This is a genomic window from Vitiosangium sp. GDMCC 1.1324 (assembly GCF_003044305.1).
Classification (GTDB): Bacteria; Myxococcota; Myxococcia; order Myxococcales; family Myxococcaceae; genus Archangium.
In genome coordinates this window covers 580,084-606,813 of record NZ_PZOX01000001.1, presented here as the reverse complement: position 1 = coordinate 606,813, position 26,730 = coordinate 580,084, and the positions used below count along the sequence as shown (strand labels likewise).

19 protein-coding genes are annotated in these 26,730 nt (G+C 67.8%); 18 read left to right on the top strand and 1 reads right to left on the bottom strand.

What is annotated here, in order from left to right:
* The first annotated feature begins 22 nt into the window (after nt 1-22).
* From DAT35_RS02275 to DAT35_RS02255, 5 genes are all read left to right on the top strand, one after another.
* Entirely contained in the window at nt 23-1,861 is a 1,839-nt protein-coding gene (locus tag DAT35_RS02275) for a serine/threonine-protein kinase (protein ID WP_108065206.1), read from the top strand.
* The gene (locus tag DAT35_RS02270; RefSeq protein ID WP_108065205.1) at nt 1,858-2,841 is read left to right on the top strand and encodes a hypothetical protein; all 984 of its coding nucleotides are present in this window, start codon (nt 1,858-1,860) and stop codon (nt 2,839-2,841) included. The genes DAT35_RS02275 and DAT35_RS02270 overlap by 4 nt, the downstream gene beginning before the upstream one ends.
* A gap of 12 nt (nt 2,842-2,853) precedes the next feature.
* Nucleotides 2,854-4,764: a sigma 54-interacting transcriptional regulator gene (locus DAT35_RS02265; RefSeq protein ID WP_108065204.1), complete on the top strand. Its 1,911-nt coding sequence runs from the start codon at nt 2,854-2,856 to the stop codon at nt 4,762-4,764.
* Nucleotides 4,765-4,819: 55 nt separating this feature from the next.
* A complete protein-coding gene (locus DAT35_RS02260) occupies nt 4,820-5,428 on the top strand; it encodes a hypothetical protein (protein WP_108065203.1) in 609 nt (202 codons plus the stop codon).
* 108 nt (nt 5,429-5,536) lie between these two features.
* Nucleotides 5,537-6,622 (top strand): lysylphosphatidylglycerol synthase domain-containing protein, encoded by a 1,086-nt coding sequence (locus DAT35_RS02255; RefSeq protein WP_108065202.1) that lies wholly within the window; start codon nt 5,537-5,539, stop codon nt 6,620-6,622.
* A gap of 6 nt (nt 6,623-6,628) precedes the next feature.
* On the opposite strand, the gene DAT35_RS02250 is transcribed toward DAT35_RS02255, so the two are convergent.
* A complete protein-coding gene (locus DAT35_RS02250) occupies nt 6,629-7,336 on the bottom strand; it encodes a metallophosphoesterase family protein (protein WP_108065201.1) in 708 nt (235 codons plus the stop codon).
* Nucleotides 7,337-7,475: 139 nt separating this feature from the next.
* Here DAT35_RS02250 and DAT35_RS02245 point away from each other — a divergent pair, with 139 nt between their 5' ends.
* From DAT35_RS02245 to DAT35_RS02190, 13 genes are all read left to right on the top strand, one after another.
* Nucleotides 7,476-8,075: a hypothetical protein gene (locus DAT35_RS02245; protein WP_146209544.1), complete on the top strand. Its 600-nt coding sequence runs from the start codon at nt 7,476-7,478 to the stop codon at nt 8,073-8,075.
* A complete protein-coding gene (locus DAT35_RS58745; RefSeq protein ID WP_158501515.1) occupies nt 8,072-9,688 on the top strand; it encodes a carboxypeptidase regulatory-like domain-containing protein in 1,617 nt (538 codons plus the stop codon). The genes DAT35_RS02245 and DAT35_RS58745 overlap by 4 nt, the downstream gene beginning before the upstream one ends.
* A gap of 123 nt (nt 9,689-9,811) precedes the next feature.
* Nucleotides 9,812-10,945 carry an AI-2E family transporter gene (locus DAT35_RS02235; protein WP_108065199.1) on the top strand — a complete coding sequence of 378 codons (1,134 nt, stop codon included), beginning with the start codon at nt 9,812-9,814 and terminating at the stop codon, nt 10,943-10,945.
* Between the two features lie 645 nt (nt 10,946-11,590).
* Complete coding sequence (locus tag DAT35_RS02230; RefSeq protein WP_233261257.1) at nt 11,591-15,052, top strand: CARDB domain-containing protein; 3,462 nt, start codon at nt 11,591-11,593, stop codon at nt 15,050-15,052.
* Nucleotides 15,053-15,222: 170 nt separating this feature from the next.
* Nucleotides 15,223-17,625 (top strand): glycoside hydrolase family 31 protein, encoded by a 2,403-nt coding sequence (locus tag DAT35_RS02225; RefSeq protein ID WP_108065197.1) that lies wholly within the window; start codon nt 15,223-15,225, stop codon nt 17,623-17,625.
* A 75-nt stretch (nt 17,626-17,700) separates the two neighbouring features.
* Complete coding sequence (locus tag DAT35_RS02220; RefSeq protein WP_108065196.1) at nt 17,701-18,966, top strand: ABC transporter substrate-binding protein; 1,266 nt, start codon at nt 17,701-17,703, stop codon at nt 18,964-18,966.
* A 193-nt stretch (nt 18,967-19,159) separates the two neighbouring features.
* Nucleotides 19,160-20,221 (top strand): N-acetyl-gamma-glutamyl-phosphate reductase, encoded by a 1,062-nt coding sequence (argC, locus tag DAT35_RS02215; protein ID WP_108065195.1) that lies wholly within the window; start codon nt 19,160-19,162, stop codon nt 20,219-20,221.
* Nucleotides 20,218-22,293, top strand: coding sequence for a bifunctional glutamate N-acetyltransferase/amino-acid acetyltransferase ArgJ (gene argJ, locus DAT35_RS02210; RefSeq protein ID WP_108065194.1), 2,076 nt, complete (start codon nt 20,218-20,220; stop codon nt 22,291-22,293). Before argC ends, argJ begins: the two co-directional genes overlap by 4 nt.
* 24 nt (nt 22,294-22,317) lie before the next feature.
* The gene (argR, locus tag DAT35_RS02205; RefSeq protein ID WP_108065613.1) at nt 22,318-22,794 is read left to right on the top strand and encodes an arginine repressor; all 477 of its coding nucleotides are present in this window, start codon (nt 22,318-22,320) and stop codon (nt 22,792-22,794) included.
* On the top strand, nt 22,791-24,236 hold the full coding sequence (argH, locus tag DAT35_RS02200) for an argininosuccinate lyase (protein WP_108065193.1): 1,446 nt from the start codon (nt 22,791-22,793) through the stop codon (nt 24,234-24,236). The genes argR and argH overlap by 4 nt, the downstream gene beginning before the upstream one ends.
* The gene (argF, locus tag DAT35_RS02195) at nt 24,233-25,138 is read left to right on the top strand and encodes an ornithine carbamoyltransferase (RefSeq protein WP_108065192.1); all 906 of its coding nucleotides are present in this window, start codon (nt 24,233-24,235) and stop codon (nt 25,136-25,138) included. Before argH ends, argF begins: the two co-directional genes overlap by 4 nt.
* 304 nt (nt 25,139-25,442) lie before the next feature.
* Nucleotides 25,443-26,027: a hypothetical protein gene (locus DAT35_RS57970; protein WP_146209543.1), complete on the top strand. Its 585-nt coding sequence runs from the start codon at nt 25,443-25,445 to the stop codon at nt 26,025-26,027.
* The gene (locus DAT35_RS02190) at nt 26,024-26,605 is read left to right on the top strand and encodes a head protein (RefSeq protein ID WP_108065191.1); all 582 of its coding nucleotides are present in this window, start codon (nt 26,024-26,026) and stop codon (nt 26,603-26,605) included. The genes DAT35_RS57970 and DAT35_RS02190 overlap by 4 nt, the downstream gene beginning before the upstream one ends.
* The last annotated feature ends 125 nt before the right edge of the window (nt 26,606-26,730 follow it).

The window sequence follows — 26,730 nt, the reverse complement described above, 5'->3', positions numbered from 1 at the left end:
GTCGCGTCCGAATCCCGCATCCATGACGCTCATCGGCCGAAACATCGGGCGGTACCGCATCCTCGAGGAGCTCGGCTCCGGGGGCATGAGCGTCGTGTACAAGGGGTTGGACACCGCGCTGGATCGCGAGGTGGCGGTGAAGGTGCTGCACCCGCACCTGGCCAACAAGTCCGAGTCGCGCCGGCGGCTCGCGCGCGAGGCCAAGGCGGTGGCGCGGCTGCACCACCCCAACATCCTCGAGGTGTTCGACTTCTCGGCCGAGGGCGCGCAGGACGCCTTCCTCGTCACCGAGTACGTGCGCGGCCGCACCCTCAAGGAGTACGTGGACGAGCTGGGCCGCCTGGAGCCGCCCGAGCTGGCCGCCATGGTCGTCCATGAGATCGCCGCCGCGCTGGCCCACGCGCACGAGTCCGGCGTCATCCACCGCGATCTCAAGCCCGAGAACGTCATGGTCCGCGAGGACGGCGTCCTCAAGCTGATGGACTTCGGGATCGCCAAGCTGCTCGACATCGAGGAGCGGATGACCGTCACCGGCGCGCTGGTGGGCTCGCCGGCGCACATGGCTCCGGAGATCATCGAGGGCAACGACGCGGGCCCGGAGACCGACATCTTCTCGCTGGGCACCATCCTCTATGGGCTCATCGTCGGCCGGCTGCCCTTCACGGCCGCCAACGCCACCGCCACCCTCAAGCGCATCCTCGACGGCACCTACGAGGATCCCCGCCAGCGGGTGCCCATGCTGTCGGACGAGCTGGCGGAGATCTGCGCCACCTGCCTGGCGAGGGAGCCGGCCCGGCGCTACGCCAACGCGGGCAGGCTGCGCGACGCGCTCGGGGACTACCTCGCGGGGCTCGGCTTCGCGCGGGTGGGCGAGGAGCTCGCGTCCTTCTTCGCGGACCCTGCCTCGTACCAGAAGCTGATGCGCCCGCGGATCATCGCCTCGTTGCTTGAGCGCGGGGAGCGGCTGCTCGAGGACAAGCGCATGCCCCGAGCGCTCGCCTGCCTCAACCAGGTGCTCGCGCTCGACGCCAGCAATACACGGGCGCTGGCGCTGCTCGAGGGGCTGGAGCGGGAGCGCCGCATGAAGCTGTGGCGCGCCCGGGGGCTGAAGCTGGGCGCGGGGCTGCTGGTGGCCTCGGTGCTCGGCGTGGGGCTCCACCTGTTCCAGCAACGTGCGCCAGAGGCCCCGCCGCCCGGGAAGCCGCCTGCTCCGGTGGCGAAGCCCGCCGCGAAGACCGAGGTCCACGAGGCGCCCGTGCCGAAGACACCGCCCGCTCAGCAACAGACGCTGACCGAGCCACCCCGGCCGCCGTCCCATTCAGCGCCCCCTGTACGGGCCACGCCCGACAAGCGGACCCTGGCGAAGGCCGAGCCGGTGCGGGCCGAGCCCCTCCACCCCGCGCAGGTGCCCATCTCCATCCTGGTGCGTCCCTACGGCTACATCCGCCTGGACAATGGAACGCGGAGCACCCTGCCACTCGCGCAACACTCGGTGGATGTGCCCCCCGGTAGCCACACCGTCACCATCACCTGCGACCACTACTGCGAGGACACCCAGGAGACCATCGAGGTGCAGCCCGGGGCGGAGAACGTCTTCCGGCTGCGCGCCCAGCTCAAGGCCTCGTGGCTGTCCTTCGCGTTCGAGCCCGCGGATGCGCTGGTGCGGGTGGGCGACGCGGTTCGCACCGCTCGCGAGACGCAGGAGCACCCTTTCGAGATCCAATCGCCGAAGGGGCAGGCGAACTTCCAGCACCGCGTGGAGTACGAGGTGAGTCACAACGGGTATCTCACCGAGAAACGCGTGGCGCTCATCGAGCCCGGGAAGTCCACCACTCTGCGCGGGTCCCTCGTCGCCGAATGAGCCCCTGCCTCCGCCTTCTCCTCCTCCTGGGGCTGCTCATCCCCGCGGCCGTGCTCGCCGACGAACCCGTGGACGCGGAGGTGGCCGCGCTGCGCTCCAGCTACGAATACGGCCGCTACGCCGAGGTGCTGGAGCGCGCGGGCACCCGGATCGATCGGGGCCGGCTGTCCGACAAGGACCTGGCGGAGCTGCACAAGATGGCCGGGCTGAGCGCCTTCCACCTCAACCGGACCGACGACTCCGCGCGCCACTTCCGCGCGCTGCTGCGGATGGAGCCGGACTTCAACCTGGATCCCTTCGCGGTGCCCCCGCCCGCGGTGGCGTACCTGGACAACATCCGCCAGCAGATGTCGGCGGAGCTGGACTTGGTGCGCCAGGAGCGGCGGCTGCGGATGGAGCGGGAGCGCATGCAGGCCGAGCGCCTCGAGCGCGAGCGGGTGGCCGCCGAGGAGCAGCGCCGCCGGGTGGAGGTCCTGTCCCGGCAGGTGACGGTGCGGCAGGTGGAGAGCCGCAGCTTCCTGGTGAACTTCGTCCCGTTCGGCGCGGGCCAGTTCCAACAGGGCCGCAGCGGCCTGGGCACCCTCCTGGCGACCTCCGAGGGCGCGCTCGCCGTCACCAGCATCATCGCCTTCTTCGCCTACGACTCGCTCATCAAGACAGACACCGTGATCGTGGATGACCTCCGCGGCGAGCCCAAGAAGGTCCCCGTGCGCTACATCCCCACCGACAACAAGCCCCAGGCCGTCGTCTGGGAGCGGCTCAAATGGGGCTCGGCCGCGGGCTTCTACGCGGTCTACGCGGCGGGGGTGATTGACGCCCTCGTGCACCACCAGGATCAGGTGGTGGAGACCCGCATCGAGACCCTGCCTTCCGAGCCCACGCTCCGGGAGTCCGCGCCGGATCCGGCCGCGCCCCGGGCGAGCCTCCACCTCTTCCCCACCTCCGGCGGCGCCGGCGCCGGCTTCACCCTCGCCTTCTAGGAACGCGTCGACATGGCCAGCCTCACCGTCCGTACCCCCGATGGCAAGGTCCGTACGGTCCTCCTCCGCAAGCGCATCACCAGCATCGGCCGCGCGGCCGACAATGATGTGCAGCTGGAGGATCCCTCCGTCCCGGACAGTGCCCTGCACCTGCTCTTCGATGGAACGCGCTACTCGCTCGGCAGCCTGGGTGCGACCTTCCAGGTGAATGGCAAGAAGCGCGACAACCACGTGCTCGCCACCGACGACGTCATCCGCGTGGGCGGCACCGAGCTCGTCTTCGCCCGGGAGGACGCCGCGCCGGCCAGGCCACCCCCGGCCCCCGCTCCCGCCACCGTCTCCGTCACCCACGCCCCGGAGCTGACGGCGGATCCGGACTCCCACACGCGCGACATGCCCGGCGTGGTGGGCCGCGAGCTCATCCTCCTGCGCCGTCTCACCGCCTTCAGCGAGCGGCTGCTGGGCAGCTCCAGCCGGGACGAGCTGCTGGAGAGCCTGATGGACGAGGCCATCGAGGTGACGCGGGCGGACAAGGGCTTCCTCATCCTCCGGGAGAACGGCGAGCTGCGCATGAAGGTGGCGCGCAACCTGTCCCGGGAGAACCTCGAGGACGCCTCGGAGCGGCTGTCCGACTCCATCATCGAGAAGGTGGCCCGCACCCGGAAGCCGCTCATCGTCAGCGACGCGCTGGATGATCCCGAGTTCAAGTCCAGCAAGTCCGTGGTGAACCTCAAGCTGCTGTCCGTCATGTGCGTGCCGCTGGTGCGCAACGACGAGCTGTTCGGCGTGCTCTACGTGGGCAACGACAGGCTGGTGAACCGGTTCGAGCCCAAGAGCCTGGACATGCTCACCATCTTCGCGGCCCAGGCGCTGCTGCTCATCCAGAACGCGCTGCTGGTGAACGACCTGAAGCTGGACAACACAGAGCTGCGCAAGCGCCTGGACGACACCCGCTACGGGGAGATCGTCGGCGCCTGCCAGGGCATGCTCGACGTGTACAAGCGCATCGACAAGATCGCCCCCACGGACATCTCCGTCCTCATCACCGGCGAGACGGGCACGGGCAAGGAGCTCATCGCGAGGGAGATCCACCGCCACTCGCCCCGGGTGAAGGGGCCCTTCGTCACCATCAACTGCGGAGCCATTCCGGAGAACCTGCTGGAGAGCGAGCTGTTCGGCCACGTGCGCGGCGCCTTCACCGGCGCGGTGAACACCAAGGTGGGCAAGTTCCAGGCGGCCATCGGCGGCACGCTCTTCCTGGATGAGATTGGCGAGATGCCGCTCCAGCTCCAGGTGAAGCTCTTGCGCGCGTTGCAGGAGAAGGTCGTCTACAAGGTGGGCGATCACCGCGGCGAGCCGGTGGACATCCGCGTGGTGACGGCCACCAACCGGGTGCTCGAGGACGAGGTGCGCAAGGGCACCTTCCGCGAGGACCTGTACTACCGGCTCAACGTGGTGACGCTGAAGCTGCCGCCCCTGCGCGAGCGCGGCGAGGATCTCTTCGTGCTGGGCAAGTACTTCCTGCAGAAGTACGCCAAGGAGTTCGGCTCGAAGACCAAGGGCTTCTCCCCGTCGGCCACGGTGGCCATGAAGAAGTACAGCTGGCCGGGCAACATCCGCGAGTTGGAGAACCGCATCAAGAAGGCGGTGGTGCTCGCGGACAAGCCGCTGCTCGGGCCGGACGACCTGGACCTCAAGCCGGAGAACCTGGAGCCGGTGCTGCCGCTCGCCGACGCACGCGAGCGCTGGCAGAAGCAGTACATCCAGGAGGTCTACGAGCGGAACAACCGCAACAAGACCAAGACGGCCAAGGATCTGGGCGTGGACCCGCGCACCATCTTCCGTCACTTTGAAAAGCTGGAGGCGGAGAAGAACGGCGGGCCGCTGCCGCCCGACGAGGGCGGCGACGAAGAGTTGCTGTAAACACTGACGAAGCGCGAGTGTCTCGCGGTGGGCCCGGGGGGTGTAGCCTCCGGCCATGACCTGTCACTCGCCCATCGTTGTCGCCCTCACGCTCGCCATCGCAGCCGGTGCCTCTTCCTGCATCTCCGCGAGCGACCAGAGTCACATGGTGGTGGACCCCCAGCAGTGCGACGGGCCGCTCGGTTCTCCGGCCCAGCTCCAGACGCCCGTCGGCGCCTCCGAGGGTCCGAGCATCGACGCACCCGCTCAGTGCTACGAGAGCAGCAGCGGCATGGACCGTGGCGCCTACATCCGAATCCATGGACACGGGACGCGCCGCCTCGTCATGGGAAGTGCGAACCGTGATCGGGCCTGTGTGCCTCCAGCCAGTGCATCGCCAGACGTGTGTCCCGAGGTCCTTGCCGATGCCGTGGGCCAGATGATCTTTGGAATGCTCCAGGAGCGCGGAATCCAGGTCAACGGGATTGGGGCAGGCGTGTGCGCTCAGAGGGAGGCCATGAGGAGTCAAGACGTCAACGACTGGAACTTCTCCGTGGGCATCATGAACTGGAAGGATGCCGACACCGCCATCGCCATCGTCGACGAGGTGCTCCGCAACTTGGGCATCGGTGACAGCTTCGGAATCTCCGTGCGCGGAATCGACTGCAACTCCGTGCCCCTCTGAGAACCGCCCGCGAGCAGTCGCGAAGATGTCACCTGCCGCCGCACGCCCTCGGCGGTGCCGTGACACGCACTCTCTAGATTCCCGTCGCCATCATCGACGGGAGGTCTCTTGAGGGCCGCTGCCAGCACTCCATCCACCCCTGCCCGGAATGGGCCCGCCCACCCGCGCGCCACGGTGCTCTATGGCCTCGGGCTGCTCACCGCCGGGGGGTGCCTGTTCTGGACGTTCCGCTCGGTCGACTTGTCACGCGCCTGGAACGCGGTGGCGCTGCTCGGCCCGGCGCTCTTCCTCACCTTCCTCCCCTTCTCTCTGTCCGTGGGCTTCGATGGCCTCGCCTGGAGCCGCATCCTCTCCACGCTCGGGCGAGGGGTGGCGCCCCTCCGCCTCGCCGCCATCCGCCTCATCACCGAGGCCCTCTGCATCAGCCTCCCCGGCGGCATCCTCCTCGCCGAGTCACTCAAGCCCGTCCTGCTCGAGAAGCGCCACGGCGTGCCGCTCGACGAGGGCGTGAGCGTCATCGCCGCCCGGAAGTGGAGCATCATCCTCGCGCACGGCCTCTACCTCGGCCTCGCCACCCTGCTCGGCTGGCAGTTCCTGGCCACCAGTTCCCAGCGGGTGCTCGGCGTCTCGGGACTCCCTCGGCTCGCGATGGGAGCCGCCGTGGCCCTCTTCGCCATCGCCGCCGTGTCGCGGTGGCTCATCCGTGGCGGGCTCGCCGGACGGCTCGGCGGGCTGCTGCGGCGCATCCCCCTCCGCCCGCTGCGGCGCTGGGTGGAGGCTCGCGAGCTCGCCTTCCGCCAGGCGGATGGGCACCTCGGACGGGCCCTGGCGCCGCGCAACCTCGGGCCGCCCGCCCTCTTCCACCTCGCCATGTGGCTCACCGAGTCCGCCGAGAGCTTCCTGCTGCTGCGCCTGCTCGGCTTCGACGTGGCCTGGAGCGACGCCCTCGCCATCGAGGCCGTCATGTCCGTCCTCAAGGTACTCGTCTTCTTCGTCCCCGCCGGGCTCGGCGTACAGGACGCGGGCTATGCCGCCTTCATCGCCGGCATGTCCGGCTCCCAGGCCCTGCACCTCGCCGCCGCCTTCACCCTGGTCAAGCGCTCCCGGGAACTGTTCTACCTGGGACTCGGCTACGCACTGCTGTTGCTGCGCACGCGCCGCGCCCGGCACCTCCAGAGCGCGGCGGCCGCCTGAGTCACCTCACCACGCGGCGTGGTGCGCGTACTCGCCCGTCCTCGTGTCCAGACTCAGGAAGGAGAAGCGCCCCTGGGAGCACGTGCCGCTGTTGAGGAAGAGTCGCTCCCCGTGCGCCACCTTCATGCCCAGGTGCGTGTGCCCCGTCACCACGATGTCGGCCGCGCTCTCGTGCGCCCGCCCCAGCGCCCACCGCTGGAAGGTGCACCGCGAGGGATCCTCCGCCGCTCCCCGCATCCGCTGATCCAGCGCGTCGAAGCTCCGGAACACCGCGCCCAACCCCCAGCGCCGCAGCCACGCCCCCGCCCACACCGCCGCCTCCGACAGCCAGCGCGCCCGGCGGATCACCCAGTCGTGGTGGTGCCCGTGCGTGAAGAGCATCCGCACGCCATCCGCCTCCAGCACCAAGTGCTCCGGCGCTCTCAACACCCGCCCGGCGATCAGATCATGGTTGCCGTGCACGTAGTGGTACTGGGGCCGCTCGAAGCAACGCACCAGCTCCGGGTGGGCCTCGCGTGCGGCCCTCAGCTCGGCCGCCTGCCTGCTGGGCACCCGGGACGTCAGCGTCTCGTAGATGTCCCCCAGCAGGATGATCCGCTCGAAGTTCCCCTCGAGGAACCGCAGGAAGCGCAGGAACGCCCCGTCCTCGTGGCCGAAGTGGTCCACCACGTCCCGCTGGCCCAGGTGGAGATCCGAAATGACCGCGATGCGCATGCCGCCTCCTGTCCTGACTCCGACAGTAGCGGCGCCGCGTGTCGACCCCGTGCGCTCCAGGTGGAATCGTCGTGACAGGGTTGTCGCGGTTCACAGCGCTCCCCACCTGTGGCACCCTCGTCAAACCCCCGTTCCGACGATGAAATCCCTGCTCCACCGACTGGCCGGCGAATTGCTATCCCTCCCCTCCGTGAAGGGGCTGGGGCTTGGGGCCGCTGTATGGGCATTGGGGGGATGCATCATCCCCCAGGACGAGGAATACCTCAGCGAACTGCCCATCCAACCCAACCGCCCCGTCCGAATCGTGGAGCAACAGGTGCAACCCTCCGAGCGCATCATCCGAGGTTATGGGATCGATCTGTGCGAGCTGGAGTTCTCGGCCGTCGTCGAGGATCCGGACGTCGCGGATACGCTGTGGGAGAGCTGGTTCGTGGACTACGACCCCACCCAACCCCGGGTGGCGGACTACGAACACTCCATCCCCCCCAACAACAACGGCAAAGCCGTGCGCGACGAGCGCGCCTTGTACCACCCGAGATTCAATTCGGGCGGCATCAACCGCCTGAACACCCCGGGAGACCACATCGTCGAGGTGGTCGTCTCCGACTCGCGCCTCTCCTCGAACCGGGAGCCCCAGCCCAGAAGCATCCTGGTGGATGGCGTGGAGTACCAGGAGCAGACCTACACCACGACCTATGCATGGTTCGTGAGGACCGAGGCAGGAGGAAACTGCCCATGAGAAAACCCATCACGTCCCTCCTGTTGCTGACGGCCCTCGCCACGGGTTGCGGGAGCTTCGACATGGAGCCCCCCATCAGCTGCCGGAGCGACGACGAGTGCGGCGACGAGAAGGTGTGCTTCATCGACGGCTGCGGAGACCCAGGCAAGAACATCGTCGTGGAGGTGGTCCCCAACCCCAAGGGCGGCCAGTTCGCCCAGGACTTCCAGGTGGACGACCTCCGCAGCCAGCAGAACATCGAGCTGTTCGATCCGGCCACCCTCCAGGGCCAGGTGCGTGTGGAGGGGACGTCCTCCAACAGCAGCTACTCGGCCCCCATCACCCTGCGCATGACGGGCGAGAGCCTGCTCATCCCCGGCGTGGTGCGCCGCCACGAGAGCACCCTCGTCCCCCAGGATGGCAGCTACACGCTGCCGGTGGCCTCGGGGCGCTACAACGTCACCCTGCTGGCCACCGACCCCGAATTGCCGCCGCTCTCCAGCAGCCGCGATGTGCAGCCGGGCCACGCGGTGACGCTGGACTTCGTCCTGCCCGACACCACCGAGCTCGTCCGGCTGTCCGGGACGGTGGTGGGCCAGGACGGCAAGCCCCTGGACGTCGGCCTGGAGGTGCAGGCCCAGGACGAGAACCAGCGTGCGCTGTCGCAGCGCGTCCCGGTGGATCGCCGCACGGGAACGTTCATCCTGGCGCTCCCGCCCTCGGCCGCCCAGCGGGCCATGCTCCTGCTCCAGGTGCTGCCCACCTCCGCGGACGCCCTGGTGCCGCAGAAGCTGTTCACCGTGGTGAACCCCCGCAAAGGCCTCCAGGAGCCGCTCTCGATGGGAGACTACGGCGAGCCGGTGCGCTTCCAGGGCTCCGTGCTGGATCAGCGCGGGAACCCCGTGCCGCAAGCCACCGTCTACCTGTCCGGCATGGTGGGAGGAGGCGGGCAGTACCGCAGCCAGAAGGCGCTCACCAACGACGAGGGCTTCTTCGAGCTCCTCACCCTCCCGAGCAGCTCCGACTCCAAGATGACGCTCTCCGTCATTCCTCCGGCGAGCTCGAACGCCGGCTACACCCTGAAGTACGTCAACGTGCCGCGCGTGAGCGTCACACGCACCCCGGACGTGGTGTGCCAGGAGCGCAGGAAGCTGCAAGGACTCGTGCAGCGGCCCAGCGGCTCGCAGCCGGCCGCTGGCGTGAGGGTGGTGGCCGAACCCATCGAGGAGCTGCCCGGCCTGCCCCGGCCCGCGTTCAGCTTCGAGGCTGCCCACCTCACGGATGACACGGGCCTCTTCGCGCTCGCGCTGGATCCGGGCCGCTACCGCCTCGACTTCATCCCCACCGAGGATCTCCCGCGCGTCAGCCGCATCGTGACGGTGCGCCCCGCGGAAGCAACCGACGACCCCTCCGGCACCACCCTGGAACTGTCCACCTTCACCCTCTCCAAGGGCCGCCGCGTCACGGGACAGGCCGGCTTCAGCGGCGGGAAGGTGGTGCAGCCGCTCGTGCCCTACGCCTCCATCCGCTTCTTCCGGGTGGTGGACGTGGAGGGCAAGCGCACCGCCCTGCTGCTGGCGCAGACGCTGACGGACCAGAACGGCAACTACTCCGCCACCATGCCCACGCGCTGAGCGGCTCCAGGCGGGAAACGGAGGACCGGGCAGGAGCGCGGTGGCCCTCTCCGCCGCCCGCCCTCCTGCCTCGGGGCGGGGCCGATACCAGGGCGTGCCTACCTTGAGCTGCGGAGGTCCGCCATGGACACCGCGCGCCGCTCCCAGATCACCCCTCGCACCGTCTGGACGGTGGGCATCAACGCGCTCGCCCTGGCGCTGCTGGCGGTGATGATCGTCCAGCTGCGCAACGTCTTCGTGTTGCTGGCCGTGGTGATGCTCGTCGCCCTGGCGCTCGATCCGCTCGTGGGCTGGTTCCAGCGGCGGGGACTCCCCCGGGTCGTGAGCGTGCTGGGAAGCTTCCTGGGCCTGCTCGGGATCGCGGTCCTGCTGGGGGCCACGCTGGTACCGCTCGTGGTGCAGCAGGCGAGCAGTCTCATCCACGCCGCGCCCAACCTGGTGGCCCAGGTACGCGCCTGGGAGTGGACCCGCTGGCTGGAGCAGCGCTTCGATCTGGAGCAGAAGGTCCAGGACGCGCTGGCGCACCTCCCGGACGAGGTCGCCCACTCCCTGCCGAGCGTCGTCTCCACCACGGTGAACACCGTGGTCCTGCTCATCACCGTGCTCACGCTCAGCCTCTTCGCCCTGCTCTTCGGGAAGGATCTCTACGAACAGGCCCTGAGCTGGGTGCGCCCCTCGCACCGGCCCCGGGTCCGGCAGCTCGTGGTGAACATGCGCAAGGCGGTCAGCGGGTACCTGGCCGGCACCTTCCTCACTGTCACCCTGGGCGGCATGATGACGGCGCTGGGGACCTTCCTGCTGGGAGTGCCCTATTTCCTGGCGCTCGGGAGTCTGTATCTGGTGCTGGGCCTCATCCCGTACATCGGCAGCTTCCTGATGGCGCTGCTGGTCGCCTTCACCACGCTGACCACGGTGGGGCTCAAGCGGGCCGTGATCGCGCTGGCCCTCTTCCTCATCTACCAGCAGGTGGAGGGCAACCTCATCCAACCGCTCGTCCAGCGCCACTCCATCCGGATGAATCCCCTGATCATCTCGGTGGTGATCATCATGGGCGCCTCCCTCATGGGGTTGATCGGCGCGGTGATTGCGCTGCCAGTGGCCGCGGCCCTCCAGGAGTACCTGCGCGAGGTCCAGGAGGAGCAGCGCCTGCGCTGGGGCTCCGAGCTCGAGGTCGGCCCACCCTCCGGAGAGAGCACGATCATCCGCGAGCCCGATGCGCATGACTCCCGAGACACGACGGGCCCCACCTCCCACTGAGGGAAGAAAGCCCTCCCATCCAGGGACAACCAGGGCGGATTTCTACACAAACACAAAACCAATCCTGCCCTTGAAGACGTCCAACGAAGCCGAAGACAAGAGAGACATCGCGGCATCGCAAACCCAGACGCGCCGCGTCATTGTCAGACAGTACTCCAATTCCCAGAATATGGGACGCCCTGCTCCCGGGGAGCCCTCCCCATCCGAGGACATGGGACGTCCCATCCCAAGGCGTGGGACTGGGGGCTCAAACCCAGACGCGCCGCGTCATTGCCAGACAGCCGCCTGGGTTTGAGGCGCACGGGTCGCATTCCCGGAGGATCTTGAATTTCCTTGCTCGCCCGGATTCATTTGGTTTATAGCTAGACGTCAATAAACGAGTCGTGAGTCGCGCATGGCCCGGCGGGTTCCCGCGGGCCGGAGCCCCCTGACGTTCTGTCGGCGGGCTGTGCCGCGCCCTACAGTCTCTCACCCCCCTCGGGCCCGTCTACCCCCTCGCGGTAGCCGGGCTCTCACCGTTTGAGCAGTACGTGAGCCGGTTGAGCTGGCTCATCCCCCCGCCGCAGAGGTCAGGACATGCACGTGGAGACGAGAAAGAGACAGAGGACGATGCCAAAGTCGGCCCGATTTGAAAGCGCTTTCATCTTGCTGGCCCTCCAGCTGCTCATCAGCGCCTGCGGCGCGCAGCCGTCGGCACCGGCGGAGAACCCGGGGGTCGTGACGTCCGGGCTGGATACGAATGTCGCGCTCGGCAAGAGCATCACCACGTCTGGATATACGCAGGTATATGCCGCGACGAACGCCAACGACGGTAATCGGACTACCTACTGGGAAGGCACCGCCAACGCCTATCCCAACACCCTGACGGTGAACCTCGGCAGCAACTACACGATCAGCTCGGTCGTGGTGCAGCTCAACCCGGACAGCGTCTGGGGCGCCCGGACCCAGAACATCACGGTGCTGGGCCACAACGCGAGCACGAGCACCTTCTCCACCCTGGTGGCCGCGGCGAACTACAACTTCGATCCCGCGACGGGCAACCAGGTGACGATCCCCCTGTCGACGACCGCGAGCGAGGTCCGGCTCCAGTTCGCGTCGAACACGGGCGCTCCGGGCGGCCAGGTCGCCGAGTTCCAGATCTTCGGCTCGCCGGCCGGCGGGACGACGACCTATGCCCTGACCGTCAACAACGGGACGGGGAGTGGCACCTACGCGTCCGGGACGGTCGTGAACATCGCGGCCAACACGCCCCCCTCCGGCCAGGTCTTCAACGGCTGGACGGGCGGCGTCGCCTCGAGCTTCGGCAACATCAACTCGGCGTCCACCACGTACACCATGACCGCGGCGGCGGCGACCATCACCGCGACCTATACGACGGCCACGGGCGGCAACAAGTACGAGGCGGAGTCCGCGACCCTGAGCGGCGGCGCGGCGACGACCACCAACCACAACAACTACAGCGGCACCGGCTTCGTGGAGGGCTACTGGGCCCAGGGCGCGAGCACGAAGTTCACCGTCTCCGTGGCGAACGCCGGCTGGTACGACGTGAGCCTGCGCTATGGCAATGGCTTCGCCGACTCCAACATCTCCGTCTATGTGAATGGAACCAAGACGGTGCAGAGCGCCCTGCCCACCACCGGCAACTGGGACACCTGGGCCAACAAGGCCGAGACGTTCTACCTGAACGCGGGCAGCAACACGGTGGCCTACCAGTACGACTCCGGGGACGGCGCGAACATCAACCTGGACTACATCACCGTCGCGCCCACGACCGCGCAGAAGGCCGATCTGATCGTGACCGACATCCAGTGGTCCGCGGCCCACAATCCCCCGCAGGAGGGCGAGGCCATCACCCTCAAGGCAGTCGTGAAGAACAACGGCACCGCCGCCAGCGCGAGCGGCACCCACAAGGTCTCCTTCAGCGTGGGCGGCCAGGAGGTCGCGGTCTCGTCGAGCACGACGTCCATCGCGGCCGGTGCGAGCGCGACCCTGACGGCCAGCGGCACCTGGTCCACCGCGAACGGCACCTATTCGATCACCGCCGTCGCGGATCCGGACAACACCATCGCCGAGTTCAACGACAGCAACAACAGCTTCAGCAAGAACATCACCGTGACGCAGCTGCCCGGGCCGGATCTGGTCGTCCGCGGCATCTCCTGGACCCCGAACACCCCGCAGGCCGGCAACGCGGTCACCTTCCTGGTGACGATCGCGAACCAGGGCCTCGACGCGGCCGGTAGCGCCGCCGCCGTCCGGCTGGTCATCGATGGCACGACGACCCTCAACGGCGTCTCCGGCTCGGCGCTCGCCTCGGGCGCCACCTCCGTCGTCACCCTGAGCGGCACCTGGACGGCCGCCAACGGCAACCACACCCTGCTCGCGACGGTCGACCCGGCCAATGCCATCAGCGAGGCCGTGGAAGGCAACAACACCCTGTCCTCGAGCTTCTATGTCGGCCGTGGCGCCAACGTGCCGTGGATCGAGTACGAGGCGGAGAACGGGACGACCAACGCCCAGGTCCAGGGCCCCAGCCGCGCGCTCGGCACCATCCCGGGCGAGGCCTCGGGCCGCAAGGCGGTCGTGCTCAGCTCGACCGGCCACTACGTGCAGTGGACCACCACCGCGCCCGCCAACGCCATCGTCATCCGCAACAGCATCCCCGACGCGGCCGGCGGCGGCGGCATCCAGGCCACGATCAGCCTCTACGTCAACGGCAGCAAGCTGACCACCCTCACCCTCTCCTCCAAGGAAGCGTGGATCTACGGCGGCGATGACCAGCAGTCCGACAGCCCCTCGGGCGGCGCCCCCCGTCGCATCTACGACGAGGCCAGCAAGCTGCTGAGCACCACCATCCCCGCTGGCGCCACCGTCCGCCTGCAGAAGGACGCGGGCGACACCGCCGCGTACTACGCCATCGACTTCATCGACCTCGAGCTGGTCGGTGCCCCGATCGCCAAGCCGGCCGGCTTCATCGACATCACCGAGGCGGGTCACAACTGGGCGCCCGCGGTGCCCAACGACGGCATCTCCGACGACAACGCCATCACTCAGGCGATCATGGCGGCCATGGCCGGACAGTACAAGGGTGTCTACATCCCGCCAGGCGTCTTCAACCAGACCAACAAGTACCAGGTCAACGGCATCACCATCCAGGGCGCGGGTCTCTGGTACAGCCGGCTCTTCTGCGACAACCTGTCGCAGGACGCGGGCTGGGGCCAGACGGGCTTCAACATCACCGGCGACAACACCACGTTCCGGGACTTCGCCATCTTCGGCAACACCGACGGTCTGCGCACCCAGGGCGGCAAGGCCTGGGTCAACTCGGCTCACAAGAACACCGTCATCGAGAACATGTGGATCGAGCACGTCCAGTGCGGCTACTGGGTCGGTGGTAACGCCGAGTCGACGAACCTCCGGTTCAGCAACGTGCGCATCCGGAACACCGGCGCGGACGGCATCAACCTCTGCAACGGCACCCGGGACAGCGTGATCGAGAACTCCCACGCCCGAAACACCGGTGACGATGCCTTCGCCATCTGGTCCGCGACCGACCTCTACCCCCATCCGGACATCAACAACGTCATCCGCAACTGCACCGTTCAGATCACCTGGCGCGCCGCGGCCTTCGCCATCTACGGTGGCACGGGCAACCGGATCGAAAACAGCATCGCGTACGACACCCTCACCTACCCGGGTCTGACCGTCAGCTCCGAGTTCCAGCCCTATCCCATGGAGTCCGCGACGATCGATGGGCTGACGCTGGTACGCACCGGTGGCACCTACTGGGGCGGACAGCAGTTCGGCTCTATCTGGCTGCGCGCCGACATGAACCCGACCAACGGGATCACGATCAAGAACGTCGACATCATCGACCCGACCTACCAGGGCATCAGCATCCAGAGCAACAACGGGGGCGTCTTCACCAATGTCGCCTTCGAGAACATCACGATCTCGAACCCCACGAACTACGGTGTCCAGATCCTGTCCACCGCCAAGGGCGCCGCGACCTTCACCAACGTGACCGTCAACAACGCCCCCACCGCGAAGTTCGCCAACCAGAGCAACGGCGGCTTCGCCGTCACCAGCGGCGGCGGCAACAACTGGTAGTTTGAACACCCGCGGTCTCCACCGCTCGAGGCTGCCCATCTCGCATGGGCAGCCTCTTTGTCGTTCTTCGAGTGCAACAGAAATAGCGTGCGCCCCACCCTCGACGAATCGCCGCGAGCGGTGCGAATGATTGCCGCCGGGCAGGCCGCTGCGTTTAGACTCCGCGCCCCATGCGCTTCGACGACATCACGATTGAACCCACCCGCGTCACTTTCTGGGGCCCGCGCGCCGCGCTGGAAGTGCGCAGCCCCCTGCCCGGAGTGCTGCGGCTGCGCCACCTTGCGTCCCTTCGCTATTCCGCGATTGGCCCTCGCGAGCTCTCCACCAAGCAGTCCTGGGCCGTCGTGGAGCACCGGGAGTTGCCGCTCTCCGTCCGCCGCGAGGAGCAGGACCGGGTTGCCGTGGTGGTGACGGAGGAGCTCTCGGTGGAGGTCAAGCTGGACGACGGAACCTGGCTCGTGCGCGACGCCGCCGGCCGGGAGCTGTCCCGGTGCGACAGCTTCTCCGGCGAGGCCATGCCGGACTATCCCGTCAACCGCTTCCGCTCGCGGATTGCCCTGTACACGCCGCCGGACGAGTCCTGGCTGGGTTTTGGCGAGAAGGTGGGCGCGCTCGACAAGCGCGGCATGCATTTCGTCTTCTGGAACACGGACGTGATCCCGCACCACCCGGACACGGATCCGCTCTACCAGTCCATCCCCTTCTCCCTCGGCCTGCGCAACGGGCTCGCCTGGGGCTTCTTCCTCGACGAATCCTGGAGGATGGAAGTGGACGTGGCGGCCCAGGATGGCTCGCTCGTGCAATGGGAGTCCTCCGGGCCCGAGCTCGACGCCTATGTCTTCGCCGGGCCGATGCCCGCGGACGTGGTGCGGCGCTACACCGCCCTCACGGGCCTGCCGCCGCTGCCGCCGCTGTGGAGCCTGGGCGCGCAGCAGTCCCGCTGGGGCTATGAGAACGAGCGCGACATCCGCTCCGTCCTCCACGGCTACCGGGCCCACCAGCTCCCGCTGGACTGCATCTACCTCGATATCGACTACATGGAGGGCTACAAGGTCTGGACGTGGGATCGCTCCCGCTACCCGGACCCGGCGGGGCTCGCACGCGAAGCGGCCTCGCAAGGTGTCCGGCTGGTCACCATCATCGACCCGGGCGTGAAAGCCGAGCCGGGCTACCGCGTCTATGATGAGGCGCTCGCCGGCGACTACCTGGTGCGCAACGACCGCGGCAGCGTGCTGATCGGCGAGGTGTGGCCCAAGCCCGCCGTCTTCCCGGACTTCACTCGCGAGCCGGTGCGCAAATGGTGGGCAAAGCAGCACCGGGACTTCATCGAGACAGGCATCGCCGGCTTCTGGAATGACATGAACGAGCCGGCGTGCTTCAAGCTGATCAACGGCCAGGACACCTTCTCCATCAATACGGCGCCCGCCGCGGACCTGGGGAAGGTGGAAGGGCCCACGCTGCCTCACGATGCACGGCATGGCGACAGGCGCCACCTGGAAGTACACAACGTGTACGCGATCGGCATGGCCCGGGCCGCCTACGAGGGCATGCGCGAGCTCGCGCCGGAGCGGCGTCCCTTCCTGCTGACGCGCGCGGGCTCGGCCGGCATCCAGCGCTACTCCGCCGTGTGGACGGGCGACAACTCCAGCTACTGGGCCCACCTGGACCTGTCCATCGCCATGCTGTTGGGACTGGGCCTGTCCGGCGTGTCCTTCACCGGCGTGGACGTGCCCGGGTTCCTCGGCCGCGCGAGCGGGGAGATGCTCGCGCGCTGGATGCAGGTGGGCACCTTCTACCCCATGCTGCGCAACCACTCCGGCAAGGGCACGCCTCCGCAGGAGCCCTGGCGCTTCGGTGAGCCCTATCTCTCCATTGCCCGGCAGGCACTGGAGCGGCGCTACCGGCTGCTGCCCACGCTCTACACGCTGATGCACGAGGCCTCCGTGGAGGGATTGCCCGTGATGCGCCCCCTCGTCATGTACGCGCCGGGGGACGCGGAGGCCCTGCGCATGGATGACTCGTTCCTCTTTGGCAGGGATCTGCTCGTCACGCCCGTGGTGCGCCAACACCGGACGCGGCGCCACGTGTACCTGCCCGAGGGACAATGGCAGCCATTCTTCAACCTCGCGCCCTCGGGAGAGATCGTCTCCGGGCGGCAGCACACCCTGGCCGAGGCGCCCCTGGACACGGTGCCGCTGTGGCTGCGCGCCGGCGGAGCGCTGGCCCTCACCGAGCCCGCCATGCACACCACCACGGCCAACTGGTCCCACCTCACCTGGCACATCCACGCCGCGCCGCGTGTGGAGGGCCGTCTGTATGAAGATGCGGGCGATGGCTATGGCGCGTCTCGGCTGACCCGGCTGGTGGGCGAGTCGGGCGGAGACCACTTCATGCTCGAGCGCATCGTGGAAGGCGAATTGCCACTGTCACGCCAGAAAGAAACGCTGTGCGTGTACGGATTGTCCGCGCCGCGCAAGGTGATGGGCGCACGGGAGCACCGCTTCGCGGACGGAGTGCTCACCTTGGAGCTGGACGCGGGATGGAAGCGGGTGGAAGTCGTTCAGGGTTCTTGATCGCCAAGCATCCGTGATAAGGAATTGAGAACGCGCTCCCCCCGGAGCGCGTTCCCGCAAAAAAGGAATGCATCCATGAAGAAGGTCCTGGCAGGGCTCGTGGCCGCGGCGGCAATCGTCGCTCCTCAAATGGCTCGGGCGGAGACGATCACCATTTCCTGTGGCAGCGTGGGAATGGAGCAGACCCTCTGCAAGCAGGGCACGGAGGCCTGGTCGAAGAAGACCGGACATACCGTGCAGATCATGGCAGCTCCCACGGACGCCACCCAGGAGCTGACCCAGCTCCAGCAATTGCTGGCGTCGGGCTCCAGCGACCTCGACGTGGCGCGTATTGACATCGTCTGGCCGGGCCTCGTGGCCAATCACTTCCTCGACCTGAAGCCTTACATTCCGGAGGACGTGCTCAAGCAGCACTTCCAGCCCATCGTGCAGAACAACACGGTGAATGGAAAGCTGGTGGCCATGCCCTGGTTCACCGACGCGGGGCTGCTCTTCTACCGCAAGGATCTGCTGGAGAAGTACGGGCAGAAGCCGCCGGCCACGTGGCAGGAGCTGGTACAGAGCGCCAAGGCCGTGCTCGAGGGCGAGAAGAAGGCGGGCAATGACAAGCTGGTCGGCTTCGTCTTCCAGGGCAAGTCGTACGAGGGCCTGACGTGCAACGCGCTGGAGTGGGTGGACTCCTTCGGCGGCGGGACGATCGTCGACTCCAAGGGCCAGGTCACGCTCAACAACCCGAAGGCCGTGGAGGCCGTCCAGTTCTTCGCCTCGCTGGTGGGCAACGTGGTTCCCAAGGGCGTGCTGAGCTACGAGGAGGAGGGTGCGCGCGGCTCCTTCCAGGCCGGCAACGCGGTGTTCATGCGCAACTGGCCGTATGCGTGGGCGCTGGCCAACTCGAAGGACAGCCCCATCAACGGCAAGGTGGGCGTGATGGCGCTGCCCAAGGGCGGCGCGAGCGGCAAGTCCACGGGTACGCTCGGCGGCTGGCAGCTCGGCGTGCCGAAGTACTCCAAGCACCCGGAGATCGCGGTGGACCTGGTGAAGTTCCTGACCAGCTTCGAGGAGCAGAAGCGCCGGGCGCTCGTGGGCTCGTTCAACCCCACCATCGCCAGCCTCTACAAGGACGAGGAACTGCTCAAGGCCAACCCGTTCTTCGGCAGCCTCTTCGACACCTTCACCAACGCGGTGCCGCGGCCGACCATCACCGGCTCGAAGTACAACCAGGTGAGCACCGAGTTCCGCAACGCCGTCTACTCCACGCTCACTGGCAAGGGCACGGCGGCCGACAACCTCACCAAGGCCGACACGAAGCTCAAGGGCATCGGCAAGAACGGCAAGTGGTGAGCTGAAACCGGGCGCCGTCGATCCCCTCGACGGCGCTCCGTCTCCGGTCCCGGCCCCATCCGGGCACCGGGAGCCAGCCCGGCCTGGCGGGGCATCGAGGTGGGTCGCGAATCGCCCGCCCTGCCCTCGCTCCGCCGGGAATATTCATTTGCCGCTTGCTTGTATGCAGGGTAGCGAATATTCATGCACGCCCATGCATAAGACGGCGATCGGCATCATTGGTGCGTCCGGCTACTCCGGCGTCGAGGCGACCCACATCCTGGCGGCCCACGAGAAGGTGGAGCTGCGGCTGGTGACCAGCGACAGGTGGCAGGGTGAGGCCGTGGGCCGCCGTCTGGGCATTGCGGGCCCCCTGGGGCAGCTGCGCTATGCACCGCTGGACAAGAGCGCCGAGCTGGCCCGGGAGTGCGAGGTCGTCTTCCTCGCCACGCCGGCCGAGTCCTCCCTGAAGCTGGTGCCCGGGCTGCTGGAGGCGGGCGTGCGGGTGATCGATCTCTCCGGCGCCTTCCGGCTGCGGGACACGGCCAGCTACCCCACCTTCTACAACTTCACCCACTCGGCGCCCGGGCTGCTGGAGCAGGCCGCCTATGGCCTGCCGGAGCTCTTCCGCGAGAAGATTCCCAGCGCGCGGCTCGTGGCCAACCCGGGCTGCTACGCCACCGCCTGTGCGCTGTCCGTGGCTCCGCTGCTGAAGGCCGGGCTGCTGGACGAGGGCTCGGTCATCTTCGACGCCGCCTCGGGCACCACGGGCGCTGGCCGCAAGGCCTCGGAGGACATGAGCTTCAGCGAGGTGGATGAGGACTTCCGCGCCTACCGCGTGCTGCGCCACCAGCACACGCCGGAGATCGCCCAGACGCTCGCGGGCGTGGCCGGCCACGCCGTGCCCCTCACCTTCACCGCGCACCTGCTGCCCCTCAAGCGCGGCATCCTCGTCACCGCGTATGCACGCCTGCGCCCGGGCGCCACCGCCGCCCAGGCCCGCGACGCGCTCGAGCAGGCCTATGCCTCCAGCCCATTCGTGACGGTGGAGTCCTCGCCGGACGCTGTGGGCCTCAAGAGCGTGGTGGGCACCAACCGCTGCACGGTGGCCCTGGCCGCCGACACCTCCGGCTTCGATCCGGGCCGCGTGGTGGTGACGGCCGCCATCGACAACCTGGTGAAGGGGGCGGCCGGTCAGGCCGTCCAGAACCTCAACCTCATGATGGGGTGGGAGGAGACGCTCGGCCTCTCCACCCTGCGGGGGTTCTCTCCTTGAAAGTACCGCTCGGCTTCTCCTTCTCCGGCATCCACTCCGGCATCAAGCCCCAGCGCAAGGACGTGGCGCTCGTCTACAGCGACACGCCCTGCTCCGCCGCGGGCTGCTTCACGGCCAACAAGGCCCGGGCCGCGCCGGTGCAGGACGCCGAGGGCCGCCTTCCCGCCTCGGACATCCAGGCGGTGATCGTCAACTCGGGCAACGCCAACGCCCTCACCGGCCCCGCCGGGCTGGAGGCTGTGCGCGCCGTGCGGGAGGAGCTCGGCCGCACCCTCTCCGTGCCCGCCTCCGCCGTGCTCGCCGCATCCACCGGGGTGATCGGCCACCCGCTGCCCGTGCCCAAGGTGCTGGCCGTGCTCGGCTCGCTCAAGGACTCCCTGCGCCCCGAGCCCGATGCCGCCGCCGAGGCCATCATGACCACCGACACCCGCCCCAAGCAGGCGTGGCGCTCGGTGAGCATCGGCGGCCGGGATGTGATCGTCTCCGCCATCTTCAAGGGCTCGGGGATGATGCACCCGTCCCTGGCCACGGTGATCGCCGTCATCACCACGGACTGCGCCATCCTGCCGGGGCCGCTCGCGGCCGCCCTGCGCGAGGCGGTGTCCACCACCTTCAACAGCCTGACGGTGGATGGGGACATGAGCCCCAATGACACCGTCTACGCACTGGCCAACGGGCGCGCCGGCAACGCGGCCATCACGGATCCAGGCCCGGAGCTGCGCCTCCTCACCGCCACGCTCGCGGACCTGTGTCTGGAGATGGCGCGGGAGATCGCCAGCGATGGCGAGGGCGCCACCAAGCTGCTGGAGGTGGAGGTGACGGGCGCGCCCTCGGTGGCCATCGCCCAGGACCTGGCACGCGCCGTCGCGGGCTCCACCCTGGTGAAGGCCGCCGTCTTCGGGGCCGATCCCAACTGGGGCCGCGTGCTCGCCACGGTGGGCGCTCGCGCGGGCACCCAGGGCTACGCGATCGATCCGTACCCGGCCCGCGTGTGCATCCAGGGCATCCCCGTCTACGAGGGCACGCCGCGGCCGTATGACCCCGTCCAGCTCAAGACGCGCATGCGCGAGCCCGAGGTCCGCGTGGAGGTGCACCTCACCGCCGGCACGGCCTCGTCCGTCGCCTGGGGGTGCGATCTCTCGTACGACTACGTGAAGATCAACGCGGACTACACCTCGCTCATCGTCCCGAGGCCGGACGGTGGCGTGGGCAAGGACGACCGGCTGGCCAACTACAGCCCCGCGTTCAAGACGACGCTGCTCGTCGAGGCGCTCTCGTACATCTCCCGCTTCCGCGGCAAGCGCTGCGTCATCCGCTACGGCGGCGCGGCCATGGTGAAGGAGTCCCTCAAGCAGGCCTTCTGCCGCGACATCGAGCTGCTGCGCTCGGCGGGACTTCAGCCCATCATCGTCCACGGCGGCGGGCCGGAGCTCACCCGCACGCTGGACAAGCTCGGCCTGCGCCAGGAGGGCGCGCTCATCACCGACGCCTCCGGTCTCAAGGTGGTGGAGATGGTGATCTCCGGCTCCGTCAACTCGGAGCTGGTCACCCTGCTCAACAACATGGGAGACCGGGCGGTGGGCCTGTCCGGCAAGGACGGAGCGCTGCTGCGGGCCCGGCGGATTCCGGGCGACGACGGCCGCTCCAAGGAGCACGTGGGCGAGGTGACGCGCGTCAACCACGAGTTCCTGGAGATGCTGCTGGGCCAGGGCTACGTGCCCGTCATCTCCCCCATGGGGCTGGGCGAGGACGGGCAGACGTACGACCTGGGCTCGGACGCGGTGGCCTCGGAGATCGCCAGCGCGCTCAAGGCGCACAAGCTCATCTACCTGCATGACGCCGCGGGCATCCTCAAGGGCCAGGAGCTCTTCAACGAGCTCACGTCCGCGGAGCTGGAGGGCCACCTCGCGGCCGGCGCGTTCAGCGGCAGCATGCGCACCCGCGCGATGATGACGCTCAAGGCGCTGAGCGGTGGAGTGGAGCGCGTGCACGTCATCGACGGGCGGGTGCCGCACAGCCTCATCGCCGAGCTCTTCACCGACAAGGGCGTCGGGACACTCGTCACCCGCTGAGGTCTCGCCGTGGGGGCATCCAACGTGAAGAACAATGGAGACAAGGCGGCGCGCCAGGAGGCCATCCGCCGCATCATCCGCGCACACGCGGTGTCCACGCAGGAGGAGCTGGGGCAGCTCCTGGCCCGCGAGGGCTTCGACGTCACCCAGGCCACGCTCTCGAGGGACCTGGCCCAGCTCGGCGCCATGCGCGTGTCGCTCCCCGAGGGCGGCACGGTGTACGGGCTGGGGGACGCCCCACCTCCCACGGGCGAGGACCGGCTGCGCGAGCTGGGGGAGATGATCCTCTCGGTGGATGACAATGAATTGTTGGTGGTGCTCCGCACCCGTCCGGGCTCCGCGCCCGTGGTGGCGTCGGCCATCGATCATGCCCGGCTTCTGGAGAGCCTGGGGACCATCGCCGGAGATGACACCATCTTCGCCGCCCCAGCCCGAGGGAAGTCGGCCCGCACACTGTCCAGGAAACTGAAGTCCCTCTTCGGAAAGGAAGAAACCCCGTGACGATTGCCAAGACGGCCGCCTCCGGCGGGCCCGGCCTCCACCCGGAGGTGCTGGCGTTCACCAGCTCGCTGGCGCTCGACAAGGCCCTCCTCAAGGAGGACCTGGTGGGCAGCCTCGCCCACCTGACCATGCTGTCGCGCACCCGCCTCATCCCCTCGGAAGACGCCCGCGCCATCCGCGAGCAGCTCGTGGCCATCTGGAAGGGCTCGCAGGCCGGCACGCTCGTGCTCGCCGACGAGGAGGACGTGCACATGGCCGTGGAGGCGGAGATCACCCGCCTCCTCGGCGAGCGCGCCGGACTCCTGCACACCGCGCGCTCGCGCAATGATCAGGTCGCGTTGGACCTGCGCCTGCACGTGCGCGAAAAGGTGGCCGAGGCGCTCGGCGTGCTCGCGAAGCTGCTGGAGGGCCTGGCCGCCCGGGCCGAGGCGGAGCGGGGAACCCTCCTGCCCTCGTACACGCACCGGCAGCGGGCGCAGCCCATCTCCCTGGCGTACCTGCTGTGCGGCTACGGAGCCATGTTCACCCGGGACGTGGACGCGCTCGGCTTCGTGCTGGAGCAGGTGTCCGCGCTGCCCCTGGGCGTGGGAGCCATCGGCGGCACGTCACTGCCCATCGACCGCGAGGTGACGCGCGAGCTGCTGCGCTTCCCGCGCCTCACGATGAACGGCCTGGACACAGTGGGCGATCGCGACTTCGCCATGGACTTCGCGTACGCGGCCATGCGCTCGCTGCTGCACGCGAGCCGGGTGGCCACGGACTTCTACGACTTCGCCTCGCCCGAGTTCGGTTTCGTGAAGCTGGACGGGGAGATCGCCTGCGGCTCGAGCATGATGCCGCAGAAGCGCAACCCGGACGTCTTCGAGCTGATCCGCGGCAAGTCCGGAAGAGCGGTGGGCAACCTCAACACGCTGGCGGTGCTGGTGAAGGGCCTGCCGGGCGGGTACAGCCGTGACCTGCAGGAGGACCGGCAGGTGCTGCTGGAGACGGGTCCGCTGCTGACGAGCGTGCTGTCCATGCTGGACCTGGCGCTGGGCAAGGTGCACTTCGATCGCGAGCGGTGCTTCGCGGCGGTGGAGTCGGATTACATGCAGGCCACGGACGTGGCCGAGGCGCTGGCGATGAAGGGCATTCCCTTCCGCACGGCGTACAAGGCGACGGGAGCGCTGGTGCGGGCGTGTCAGGAGCGCGGCCTGCCGCTGGCCAAGGTGACGCTGGAGCTGGCCCAGTCGATTGATCCGCGCTTCGACGCCGAGGTGTTGAAGAGCGCGGATCCGCGCCGGGCGGTGGAGCGCAAGGCCAACACCGGAGGCACCGGACCGGCGTCGGTGGAGAAGCAGATTGTGGAGCTGAAGTCCCATGCGGCCCGGGCCCGGAAGATGGCGGATGCCATTCCGAGGCTCGCGGCCCTCTTTGACTCGTTGCAGGAGGCTGCACTGTGAAGCGCGATTTCCTCACCCTGGCGGACCGGACCGAGGCCGAGTACCGCGCCCTCTTCGACCGGGCCCACGCGCTCAAGGCGAGCCGCAAGCGCAAGGAAGTGGTGACGACGCTGGCGGGGCGTCACCTGGTGGCGGTGTTTGAGAAGGCCTCGACGCGCACTCACCTGTCGTTCGAGGCGGCCATGTACCAGCTGGGCGGCACGGTGACGACGATCACCGCGGGCAGCAGCCAGATCGCCCGCGGCGAGACGATCGAGGACACGGCGCGGGTCATCTCCGGCTACGCGGACTGCATCATGTTCCGCACGTTCGGGGATGATCGGCTGAACGCGTTCGCGAAGGCATCGCGGGTGCCGGTGATCAACGGCCTGTCCGAGGGCGGGCACCCGGTGCAGATCATCACGGACCTGTTCACGGTGGAGGAGCGGCTGGGGAGCGTGAAGGGGAAGACGCTGGCGTTCGTGGGCGACTGCGCGAGCAACATGGGCCTGTCGTTCGTGGAGGCGACGCGCTTCTTCGGGTTCGACCTGCGGCTGGGGTGTCCCGAGGGCTACCGTCCGGCCGCGTCGGCGCTGGCCGCGCCGGGGACGCGCGTGCACGTCACGGCGGACGCCTCCGAGGCGGTGAAAGGCGCGGACGTGGTGGTGACGGACGTGTGGACGAGCATGGGCCAGGAGGCCGAGTCCGCGAAGCGCAAGAAGGACCTGCACGACTACCAGCTCAACGAGGCGCTGCTGGCGAAGGCGAAGCCGGGAGCCATCGTGCTGCACTGCCTGCCGGCGCACCGCGGTGAGGAGATAACCGACGGCGTCGTCGACGGCGCACAGTCGGCGGTCTGGGACGAGGCGGAGAACCGCATGCACGTCCAGAAGGCACTGCTGGAGCAGCTCATCCTGGGCTGAATGGGTTGCGGGCACCCTATCCCTCCAACGAGAGGGCAGGGGGAGGATGAGCGATGTCGGGCCTGATTCCGGGCACTCAAAGCCTGATTCGGGAGGGTCGCTCATCCTGTCCCTGCGTGCTTGCCCTGCCCGTATCACCCTCCTAGTTTGGGGGGGTATGAAACGCGCTAATTGCCACCCAATCCTAGGCACGGTGGCCCTTTTGGGGGCACTCGTAACAGGCTGCGCATCTGGACCGACGACTCCGCCGGGTCCAACCGACGACACGAGCACCCATGTGTCCGTAGGAACGACCAGCGGCGCCTTGTCTCCCGCCGTCGAAGAACTCGACCGTTACGTGCTCGTCATTCAGGAGTCCCCCAGCGGTCACGTCACGCACAGTTGGCGTGCCATCGAAGCGTTTGACCTTTCGCAATTCAGGATCCAGCCACACGCGGAAAGGACATACGGGCGCATCATGCTTGCGGCTGCACGTGAGCGTGACTGCGATCAGGAGAATCTCCTGTGTTTTAGAAGGTGCATGCGCGCACGCATTCCTTCACACCTTGGACACATCAAGCCCCCTCGCCGGGGAGATGGCGCGAAAGCCGAGATTTGTCAGCAGGAGTGCAGACCATCCTACGAAGATTGCCTGAAGGCACAAGGACTTCGACTCCAGGAATTTTCCGCCGTCGATGGAGCGATTGACTGGTTGAGGCAGAATCGCAATGGGGTCATTTTAGGAGGAATCGTGGTGATCGCAGGGGTCGCCTTCTGGGTCTTCCCCCCCACGGCGATTGCGGGCGCGACCCTCGCAACAGCCAAGGCGCTGTTTGTATTGGTGCCAGTGGCAGCACTGGCGTCGTCGGAAGTTGCTTGTGAGCCTCATACTGTAGCGGTGGTGCCGTGACAATTTTCAAACGCATTCTTGAGGCGCAAGAAACCCTCGGAAAGACTTACGACGAGTCTCAATCTCCGGAGGAGAAGGAATCATTTCGTCTCGCCATTGACGCGCTCTGGTTCATCTGGACGAATGGCCAATCCGATGAGTTTGAGGACTATCGAAAAGACGTTGAATCCGACGCTCCAGCCCGAGTGGTCGCCGCCTTCAACACGCGAGATGAAGCGGATGCCTGGTTGAAGGCAAATCCAAGGCCGCCAAATTCGGCCTACGTCTTGATCGCCAATGAGTACTACGTCGTCATGTGGTTTCGTGAGGGCAATGTTCGCTCACTTGTGCGGCGGCCGATTCTTGAATTTCATCTCGAAGAGATGATGCGGGATGGCCTCCCGCCAGCAGCGGCCACATTCAACACCCGTGACGAGGCAGACACCTGGTTCAGCGGGCAGTCAGAGCCGCCAGCACAGACTGTCATTCAGATCGGGGGTGAGCACTACCTGGCGGCGTACTACCGGAATATCAATCACCGCGCCTTCTTCCCCTTTTCCCTTGTCGAGAGACTAAAAGAGGAGGAGTCGGAAGAATAGAAGCGCGTCCGGAAGCCAAACTGGAAGCCAACATGTCCAAACAGGGGCGGAATTGATGCATAGAATCGCGCATCAATTCCGAATAACCCCTTGAAACTATTCAGCTACCGACCATTCTCCTCCTA

Bases quoted from the DNA above. Each gene is read 5' to 3' on its own strand.
- DAT35_RS02275 (WP_108065206.1), top strand. From the start codon at position 23: ATGACGCTCATCGGCCGAAACATCGGGCGGTACCGCATCCTCGAGGAG.
- DAT35_RS02270 (WP_108065205.1), top strand. From the start codon at position 1,858: ATGAGCCCCTGCCTCCGCCTTCTCCTCCTCCTGGGGCTGCTCATCCCC.
- DAT35_RS02265 (WP_108065204.1), top strand. From the start codon at position 2,854: ATGGCCAGCCTCACCGTCCGTACCCCCGATGGCAAGGTCCGTACGGTC.
- DAT35_RS02260 (WP_108065203.1), top strand. From the start codon at position 4,820: ATGACCTGTCACTCGCCCATCGTTGTCGCCCTCACGCTCGCCATCGCA.
- DAT35_RS02250 (WP_108065201.1), bottom strand. From the start codon at position 7,336: ATGCGCATCGCGGTCATTTCGGATCTCCACCTGGGCCAGCGGGACGTG.
- DAT35_RS02245 (WP_146209544.1), top strand. From the start codon at position 7,476: ATGAAATCCCTGCTCCACCGACTGGCCGGCGAATTGCTATCCCTCCCC.
- DAT35_RS58745 (WP_158501515.1), top strand. From the start codon at position 8,072: ATGAGAAAACCCATCACGTCCCTCCTGTTGCTGACGGCCCTCGCCACG.
- DAT35_RS02235 (WP_108065199.1), top strand. From the start codon at position 9,812: ATGGACACCGCGCGCCGCTCCCAGATCACCCCTCGCACCGTCTGGACG.
- DAT35_RS02225 (WP_108065197.1), top strand. From the start codon at position 15,223: ATGCGCTTCGACGACATCACGATTGAACCCACCCGCGTCACTTTCTGG.
- DAT35_RS02220 (WP_108065196.1), top strand. From the start codon at position 17,701: ATGAAGAAGGTCCTGGCAGGGCTCGTGGCCGCGGCGGCAATCGTCGCT.
- argC (WP_108065195.1), top strand. From the start codon at position 19,160: ATGCATAAGACGGCGATCGGCATCATTGGTGCGTCCGGCTACTCCGGC.